The organism is Aminobacter sp. P4_H6_2, assembly GCF_056400805.1.
In genome coordinates this window covers 1-7607 of record NZ_JBFUKO010000248.1, presented here as the reverse complement: position 1 = coordinate 7607, position 7607 = coordinate 1, and the positions used below count along the sequence as shown (strand labels likewise).

Annotated in this window: 8 protein-coding genes and 1 tRNA gene; 5 read left to right on the top strand and 4 right to left on the bottom strand. The window is 61.6% G+C overall.

Translation table 11 applies throughout. From position 1 onward, the window contains the following. The 3 genes from AC1DUU_RS17710 to AC1DUU_RS17700 form a co-directional block, all read left to right on the top strand. Positions 1-893: GGDEF domain-containing protein (locus AC1DUU_RS17710; protein WP_476784717.1), on the top strand; the 893-nt coding region annotated here is incomplete at its 5' end. Positions 894-974: 81 nt separating this feature from the next. Further along, positions 975-1355, top strand: a complete 381-nt coding sequence (locus AC1DUU_RS17705; protein WP_476784716.1) for an antitoxin Xre/MbcA/ParS toxin-binding domain-containing protein — start codon at positions 975-977, stop codon at positions 1353-1355. After that, entirely contained in the window at positions 1315-2085 is a 771-nt protein-coding gene (locus tag AC1DUU_RS17700) for an RES family NAD+ phosphorylase (protein ID WP_476784715.1), read from the top strand. The genes AC1DUU_RS17705 and AC1DUU_RS17700 overlap by 41 nt, the downstream gene beginning before the upstream one ends. Positions 2086-2140: 55 nt before the next feature. Here AC1DUU_RS17700 and AC1DUU_RS17695 read toward each other — a convergent pair whose 3' ends face one another. The 4 genes from AC1DUU_RS17695 to rpiA form a co-directional block, all read right to left on the bottom strand. Then, on the bottom strand, positions 2141-3514 hold the full coding sequence (locus AC1DUU_RS17695; protein ID WP_476784714.1) for a class II 3-deoxy-7-phosphoheptulonate synthase: 1374 nt from the start codon (positions 3512-3514) through the stop codon (positions 2141-2143). 157 nt (positions 3515-3671) lie between these two features. After that, positions 3672-5066 carry a glutathione-disulfide reductase gene (gene gor, locus AC1DUU_RS17690; protein ID WP_476784713.1) on the bottom strand — a complete coding sequence of 465 codons (1395 nt, stop codon included), beginning with the start codon at positions 5064-5066 and terminating at the stop codon, positions 3672-3674. A 180-nt stretch (positions 5067-5246) separates the two neighbouring features. Then, positions 5247-5819, bottom strand: a complete 573-nt coding sequence (locus tag AC1DUU_RS17685; RefSeq protein ID WP_476784712.1) for a DUF2059 domain-containing protein — start codon at positions 5817-5819, stop codon at positions 5247-5249. Between the two features lie 18 nt (positions 5820-5837). Beyond that, positions 5838-6536 (bottom strand): ribose-5-phosphate isomerase RpiA, encoded by a 699-nt coding sequence (rpiA, locus tag AC1DUU_RS17680; protein WP_476784711.1) that lies wholly within the window; start codon positions 6534-6536, stop codon positions 5838-5840. 142 nt (positions 6537-6678) lie between these two features. On the opposite strand from rpiA, the gene AC1DUU_RS17675 reads away from it, so the two are divergent. Together AC1DUU_RS17675 and AC1DUU_RS17670 are read left to right on the top strand one after the other, a co-directional pair. Continuing rightward, positions 6679-7362, top strand: a complete 684-nt coding sequence (locus tag AC1DUU_RS17675; protein WP_476784710.1) for a phosphoglycolate phosphatase — start codon at positions 6679-6681, stop codon at positions 7360-7362. Positions 7363-7430: 68 nt separating this feature from the next. Further along, positions 7431-7505, top strand: a tRNA-Val gene (locus AC1DUU_RS17670). Positions 7506-7607 lie beyond the last annotated feature (102 nt).

The following is a 7607-nucleotide window of genomic DNA, read 5'->3' as shown; positions in this document are numbered from 1 at the left end:
CTCAGGAGCAGCTCGATCTGGTTGGCCAGAAGTTCTTCGCTCAGAATCACGGCCAGGGAATCGTCGAGCACGCACGTGAAGTGCTTGCCCGCGAACTCGAAGGCGTGGCAAGCCTGCTGCGCAACGAGCGCACCCACTTGGAGCGCTATGGCAAGGTGCTCGACGAGACATCGAGCGGGCTGAACAGCCGCACTGCCATGTCGCAGGAACTGCTACAAAAGATCGTTGGCGTCATGTCGGTGGCAACTGCGTCTACCATCGACCACGGCAAGCAAGTGGCCAGCACGCTCAGCGACAAGTCAAGCGAACTCGAAAGCGTCAAATCGAAGCTCGAAGAGTACAAGAAGCTCGCTGATACCGATCCCCTCACCCACATCTGGAATCGTCGTGCCTTCGACCGGCGGATCGCCAAGATCTATAACGATAACAAGGGCATCCTGTTCAGTGCCCTAATCCTTGCAGATATCGACCGCTTCAAGGACATCAACGACCGGCACGGCCATCCGGTCGGCGACAAGATCCTGCGCATCATCGCCAGCATCTTCCAGTCCAGCGTTCATCGCGACATGTTCGTGGCCCGCACCGGCGGCGAGGAGTTCGCGCTGATCGTCGAGGGCACCACTGAGGAAGCCACCTACGAGATCGCCGACCGCGTTCGCCTGCTGGTTGCGCAGACGCAACTCAAGGAAATTCAGCCGGGCGTGAATTGCGGCCAGGTGACGGTTTCGATGGGCGTGTGCATGGCATCCGACGCCGAGAGTGCGGAAGACCTCTATGCCAAGGCTGACCGCGCGCTCTACCGATCCAAGCTGATCGGCCGCAACCGCGTCACCCGCTACTCGACGATCGCCGAACGCCAGGGCAAGAACTGGATGCTTTACAAGAAGGATTGACGCGAGGCTCGCCTTCGCCACGCCCATCTCTTTCCATAGGAATGTTTCTGGACTATATTTGCCAGAGAAATGGAGAGTTCGATGCGAAGTCATCCAGGATCAGAGACGGCCACRGCGCCCGGCAYAGTCATCACCAAGGCGACCTTGCGCGCAGCCGACCTGCTTGGCATCACCGCCAAGGTGCTTTCCTCCATCATCGGCGTGTCCGAAGCCACMGTCTCGCGCATGCGCAAGCAGGAATTCGCGCTGGACGCCGGGAGCAAACCGTTTGAGCTCGCTGTGCTGTTTGTCCGCCTGTTTCGCTCGCTCGACGCGATTGTTGGCGGCGACGAACCGATAGCCCGTGAATGGCTGCGCAACGAAAATACGGCACTTGGTGCTGTGCCGCTCGAAAAAATCGTGACCATAGCCGGGCTTGTCGATGTCATTGCCTATCTGGACGCCCGCCGCGCTCTCATCTGAGGCGCGCTCCCTCGACGGCCGCTGCTGGCGGCTGGTCGAGGCACAACACCGTGTCTCCACCTTGAAGCTCGTCGATGACCTCGATGAGCAAGCAGCTCTCGAAGAACTGATCGAGGCGACCAAGCCGGTCGTCCCGCTCGAATGCCGGCACCTGCATTATCTCCTGGCAACGCCGTTCCGCTACGGCTCGAACTATCCCAGCGGTTCGCGTTTCCGCCGCGCCGGCAAGACACTCGGCGTCTACTACGCGGCAGAGACGGTGGAAACCGCGGTTTCGGAAATGGCCTTTTACCGGCTGCTGTTCTTTTCGGAGTCGCCCGATACACCCTGGCCGAGCGACGCAGCCGAATACACCGCGTTTTCAGCAGCCATCAAAACACCTCGTGCCACCGACCTGACCGTTCCGCCACTTGCTCAGGACGCAACAGCCTGGACGCATCCGACCGACTATTCAGCCTGCCAGCAACTGGCCGATACGGCCCGCGAGGCCGGCTGCGAGGCAATCCGCTACCACTCTGTGCGCGACCCCGTCGGCGGTGCCAATGTCGCATTGCTCACCTGCCGGGTCTTTGCAAAACCCGCACCCGTGGAGCGCCAGACCTGGCGCATTCGCCTCGGCCAGTCCGGCGTCCAGGCCATCTGCGAATACCCCGAAATCCGTATCGGCTTTGACCGAACGACCTTCGCGGCCGATCCACGCCTTCAGCGCATGCGCTGGCAGCGGAATTGAAAAAGGCGCCGATCGAAACCGGCGCCTTCTTGATTCATTGAACCCGGTTTGCGGATCAGGCGTTGACGGCTTTCTTCGCCGGCGTCGGCGCGCTCTTGCGGAGCAGTTCCGAAACCAGGAAAGCGAGCTCGATCGCCTGGTCGGCGTTGAGACGCGGGTCGCAATGGGTGTGGTAGCGATCCTGCAGCTCTTCCGCCAAAATGGCGCGGGCGCCGCCGGTGCATTCCGTCACATTGTTGCCGGTCATCTCGACATGGATGCCGCCTGGGTGCGTGCCCTCGGAGCGGTGGATGTCGAAGAAGCTCTGCACTTCGCTTAGGATACGGTCGAAAGGCCGCGTCTTGTAGCCGGCAGCGGTGATCGTGTTGCCGTGCATCGGGTCGCACGACCAAACGACCTTGCGGCCTTCCTTCTCGACGGCCCGGATCAGCTTCGGCAGGTGATCGCCAACCTTGTCGTGGCCGAAGCGCGCGATAAGGGTCAGACGGCCGGCCTCGTTTTCCGGGTTGAGGAGGTCGATCAGCTTCAGCAGGCTGTCAGGCGTCAGCGACGGACCGCATTTGAGACCGAGCGGATTCTTGACGCCACGGCAGTACTCGACATGGGCATGATCGGGCTGGCGCGTACGGTCGCCGATCCAGATCATGTGGCCGGACGTCGCGTACCAGTCGCCCGAGGTCGAGTCGACACGGGTCAGCGCCTGCTCGTAGCCAAGCAGCAGTGCCTCATGGCTGGTGTAGAAATCGGTCTCGCGCAGCGCGTAGTTGGTCTCGGACGTGATGCCGACCGCACGCATGAAATCCATGGTCTCGGTGATGCGGTTGGCCAGTGCCTCGTAGCGCTCGCCCTGCGGGCTGTTCGACACAAAGCCGAGCATCCACTGATGCACGTTCTCAAGGCTGGCATAGCCACCCTGAGCGAAGGCGCGCAGAAGGTTCAGCGTCGCAGCCGACTGCCGGTAAGCCATCTCCTGGCGCGCCGGATCGGGCACGCGCGACTTCTCGTCGAAGGCAGGGCCGTTGATGATGTCGCCGCGGTAGCTCGGCAGCGTCACATCGCCCTTGGTCTCGTTGTCGGACGAACGCGGCTTGGCGAACTGGCCGGCGATGCGGCCAACCTTCACCACCGGCTGCGCGCCGGCGAAGGTCAGCACGACCGACATCTGGAGGAAGACGCGGAAGAAATCGCGGATGTTGTCGGCGCCATGTTCGGCAAAGCTTTCGGCGCAATCGCCGCCCTGGAGCAGGAAGGCTTCGCCATTGGCGACGGCAGCAAGCTGCTTCTTCAGCTTGCGCGCCTCACCTGCAAAAACCAAGGGGGGAAAGGTTGCGAGACGGGCTTCCGTTTCTGCGAGCGCCGCAAAGTCCGGATAAGCCGGGACCTGCTGGATCGGCATGCTTCTCCAGGAATTCGGTGACCATTTCGTCATGTTCGCACCTAAAAAGTTCGCTAACGGGCACCTCACCCGCGCCATAGCCCGCCATTGCGGGAACGCGGCTCCTTACACGATGAGGAGCCCCTAATCTACCCCGGAACATGCCCGAGATCGAACGTTTCCCTGCGGAAGGTTCCAGGAGGCCGCAGCGTCAACTGTCGACGCGCGCGCCGTCCTTCACCAGATAGGTCGGCTTGTACATCGTTACCAGTTCTTCGGCGGCCGTGGGGTGCACCGCCATGGTACGATCGAAGTCGTCCTTGGTCAGTCCCGCCTTGAGCGTGATGCCCAGCAGCTGCGCCATTTCGCCGGCGTCGGGGCCGAGCACATGAGCGCCAAGCACAAGCCGCGTGTCACCGTCGACAACCAGCTTCATCAGCATCTTTTCCAGGCGTCCCGAAAGCGTGTGGCGCATCGGGCGGAAGCTGGTGCGGTAGATTTCGAGATGCCTGAAGCGCTTGGCCGCATCGTCTTCGGACAGGCCTACTGTGCCGATCTCGGGCTGCGAAAACACGGCGGTCGCCACGCAATCGTGATCAGGCTCGGTCGGATTGTTCCTGAACGCCGTTTCAACGAAACACATAGCCTCATGGATCGCGACAGGCGTGAGCTGGACGCGATTGGTGACGTCGCCGACTGCCCAGATATTCTCGACGTTGGTCCGCGACAGACGGTCAACGACTATCGCGCCTGCCCTGTCCATCGCCACGCCGGCAGCTTCGAGGCCGAGGTTTTCGGTGTTGGGCGTGCGGCCGATGGCCAAAAGCACCTGGTCGACAGTCAGCGACTGGCCTGAGCTGAGCTTGACATCGAGCCGACCGTCGCTGCGCTTGACCACTTCCTGCGAAACGGAATGCAGCAGGATCTTGATGCCTTTCTGCTCCATCGTCTCATGCAAGGTGCGCCTGAGGTCCATGTCGAAGCGGCTAAGGATTTCCTTGCCGCGATAGACCAGGGTCGTTTCAACGCCGAGCCCGTGGAAGATGTTGGCGAATTCGACGGCGATGTAGCCGCCGCCTTCGATCATGATCGCCTTGGGCAGAACAGGAAGATCGAAGACCTCGTTGGAATAGATGCAATGTTCATGCCCCGGCAGTGCCGGGTGCGCAGCGGCCCGTCCACCGGTGGCGATCAGGATCTGGTCAGCGGTCACAGTGCGGTTTTCCGCCTCGATCCGGATGGTGTGGCTGTCAACGAGAACGGCCCGCGACTGGATCGTTTCGCCGCCAGAGCCTTCGACATTGCGCTTGTAGATCGCCTCAAGCCGCGAAATCTCGCGCTCCTTGTTGGCGACCAGCGTGCCCCAGTCGAACTTGGCTTCGCCAACGGTCCAGCCATAGCCGGCAGCGTCTTCGAAATGCTCGGGGAACTGCGAGGCGTAGACATAGAGCTTCTTGGGCACGCAACCGCGAATGACGCAGGTGCCGCCGAAACGGAACTCTTCGGCCAATGCAACGCGTTTGCCCAGGGCCGCTGCAACGCGCGCGGCGCGCACGCCGCCCGAGCCGCCGCCGATGACGAAGAGATCGTAGTCGTACTGGGCCATGATGTCCTTCCTGCGGTTAGAGCAGCGCACGCGCGATGGCGCGCAAAGGTCGCTCTAAGTCTTTGAAACTGCGCATCGCCTTGGATGCGATGTGGTTGGGGCACAGGTAGTGGCAGCAGCGCCAAAAGAAWAGCCCGGCAATTGCCGGGCTCCTGGATCGTGACCGTTGGTCGCGGCTGATCAGTTCTTGGGTGCGGCCGGTGCAGCGCCTTCAGCAGGGGCCGCGCCGTCCGTTACAGCCGGGGCCGCGGTGCCCATGACTGCCTTCAGCTGCTCGCCAACCTGCTCGGAGAGATCACGGGCGATGCCGTTCTGCCAGATCTCAGCGGCCTTGACCAATTCACGCGAGGCGATCGGACCATTCTCGATCAGCTTCTTGCCAGCTTCGGAATTGTAGAAGGCAGCAATGTCGGTGAGGTTCTGCTCGGAAAACGCCTTGGCATAAGCAAGTGCCGACTCACGCTCCAGGTCGGCGCGGCGGGAGGCCATGGCCAGCGTCTTTTCATCGACGGTCTTGGTGATCACTTCCTGCATGTCGGGGTTCTGCTGGATAAGCTGCTGCTTAAGGGCAGCGGCAGCCTGCGGCAGGATCGCATCAAAGCTGTCGGTCGCGTGGATCGCAGCAATCGCCGCGTGCGCTGCCTTGATGTGGGATTCGCCGATTTCCTGGGCCTGGGCCGAGAATGCGACGGCCGCGAATGCCGAAGCCGCCACCATGACGGAGAAGCGGCGAAGCCGGTTTGTCAAAATCATGATGAATAGAACTCCTGTTTAGCGGGTCGGATGGACGGTTCTGACACCATCCGAGCCGGCGATGACGGCAACGGTGGCCAGACCCAGAAAGAGACCGTGCTCCACCACGCCGGGGATGGCGTGCAGGGCATCGGAAAGCGCTCTTGTATCGGGAATGCGGCCAAAAGATGCATCGATAATGAAATGTCCACCGTCGGTTACGAAGGCCTCGCCGCCGACTTTACGCAGCACGAGCGGCCCCGAAAGACCAAGCTTCGCAGCCGCCTTGCCAATGGCGATTTCGGTGGCCTTGAGGCCGAACGGATTGACCTCGATCGGCAGTGGGAAACGACCAAGCGTGTCGACCAGCTTGGTCTCGTCGGCAATGACGACCATGCGCGCCGAGGCGGCAGCCACGATCTTTTCGCGCAGCAGCGCACCGCCACCGCCCTTTACGAGCGTCAGGGCGGGATCGATCTCGTCGGCACCGTCGATGGTCAGGTCGAGTTCGGGCGTCTCCTCAAGCGTCGACAGCGGCACCGATAGTTCGCGGCAAAGCGCAGCTGTGCGCTCCGACGTCGGCACGCCGATGACCTGCATGCCGGCGGCAACCTTCGCGGCCAACAGTCTGACGAACTCCTCAGCCGTCGAACCGGTCCCGATGCCGAGGCGCATTCCGCTCTCGACATAGCCCAAGGCGGCGCGTGCCGCCTCGATTTTCAAAGCCTTGGCATCCATGATTGTTCGCAAAATCCTCGAATATCAGGCTTGGCTCCTACCATTTTTGCCCGTTGGGTCAAAGGCTTTATGACCTCCGGCTTGCGCCATGGCAGGCCCGGGGCTATCGCCTCTGCGACGTATAAACCTGTGAAAGCGAGCCATGTCCAAACCGATCATCGTTTTCGATCTCGACGGAACCCTTGTCGATACCGCTCCTGACTTGCTCGACAGCCTGAACCACACGCTGGTTGCCGGCGGTCTTGCGGAAGTCGACGACACCGCCTTCCGTCGCTTCGTCGGCCAAGGTGGCCGGGTGATGATCGAACGCGCCTACACCTCGCAGCAAAAGCAATTGGCTGCCGCCGAGCACGACCGCCTGCATGACATTTTCCTCGGCCATTACACGGCAAACATTCCGGGCCGCTCGCTGCCTTACCCTGGCGTGGTTGCAGCCATGGATCGCTTCGCTTCGGCAGGCTACCTGCTCGCTGTCTGCACCAACAAATACGAAAGCCTCGCCATGGGCCTGATCGGGGCACTTGGGCTGTCCGACCGCTTCGCTGCCATCACCGGCCCTGAAACCTTCGGCATCCGCAAGCCCGACCCCAGGCACCTGACTGAAACCATCGCCAAGGCGGGCGGCGACGTGTCGCGCGCCGTGATGGTCGGCGATTCGGTTACCGACATCGATACGGCCAAGGCAGCTGGAATTCCCGTGGTGGCCGTCGACTTCGGCTACACCGAGCGCCACGTGCGTGAATTCGAGCCTTCGGTGATCATCTCGCACTATGACGAATTGACGCTTGGCATGGCACAAAAGCTGATTGACGCAGCAAGTCGCTAAAGTCGCCTTGACACGACTCCCAGCCCTCCCCTATATCGCCCGAACGTTCGGCCCTTAAGGCCTCGGACGGGCGATTAGCTCAGCGGGAGAGCACACCCTTCACACGGGTGGGGTCGCAGGTTCAATCCCTGCATCGCCCACCATATTTTCAAGCACTTAGCCACGTCGCAAATCTCCCTTTTACAGTTTCAGCACAGTCTCACCTGAGGGCTGTTCAGCGTTTGATCCTGCTGCCCGCCTAAGGG

Bases quoted from the DNA above. Each gene is read 5' to 3' on its own strand.
- AC1DUU_RS17695 (WP_476784714.1), bottom strand. From the start codon at position 3,514: ATGACGAAATGGTCACCGAATTCCTGGAGAAGCATGCCGATCCAGCAG.
- AC1DUU_RS17700 (WP_476784715.1), top strand. From the start codon at position 1,315: ATGTCATTGCCTATCTGGACGCCCGCCGCGCTCTCATCTGAGGCGCGC.
- AC1DUU_RS17675 (WP_476784710.1), top strand. From the start codon at position 6,679: ATGTCCAAACCGATCATCGTTTTCGATCTCGACGGAACCCTTGTCGAT.
- gor (WP_476784713.1), bottom strand. From the start codon at position 5,066: ATGGCCCAGTACGACTACGATCTCTTCGTCATCGGCGGCGGCTCGGGC.
- AC1DUU_RS17685 (WP_476784712.1), bottom strand. From the start codon at position 5,819: ATGATTTTGACAAACCGGCTTCGCCGCTTCTCCGTCATGGTGGCGGCT.
- rpiA (WP_476784711.1), bottom strand. From the start codon at position 6,536: ATGGATGCCAAGGCTTTGAAAATCGAGGCGGCACGCGCCGCCTTGGGC.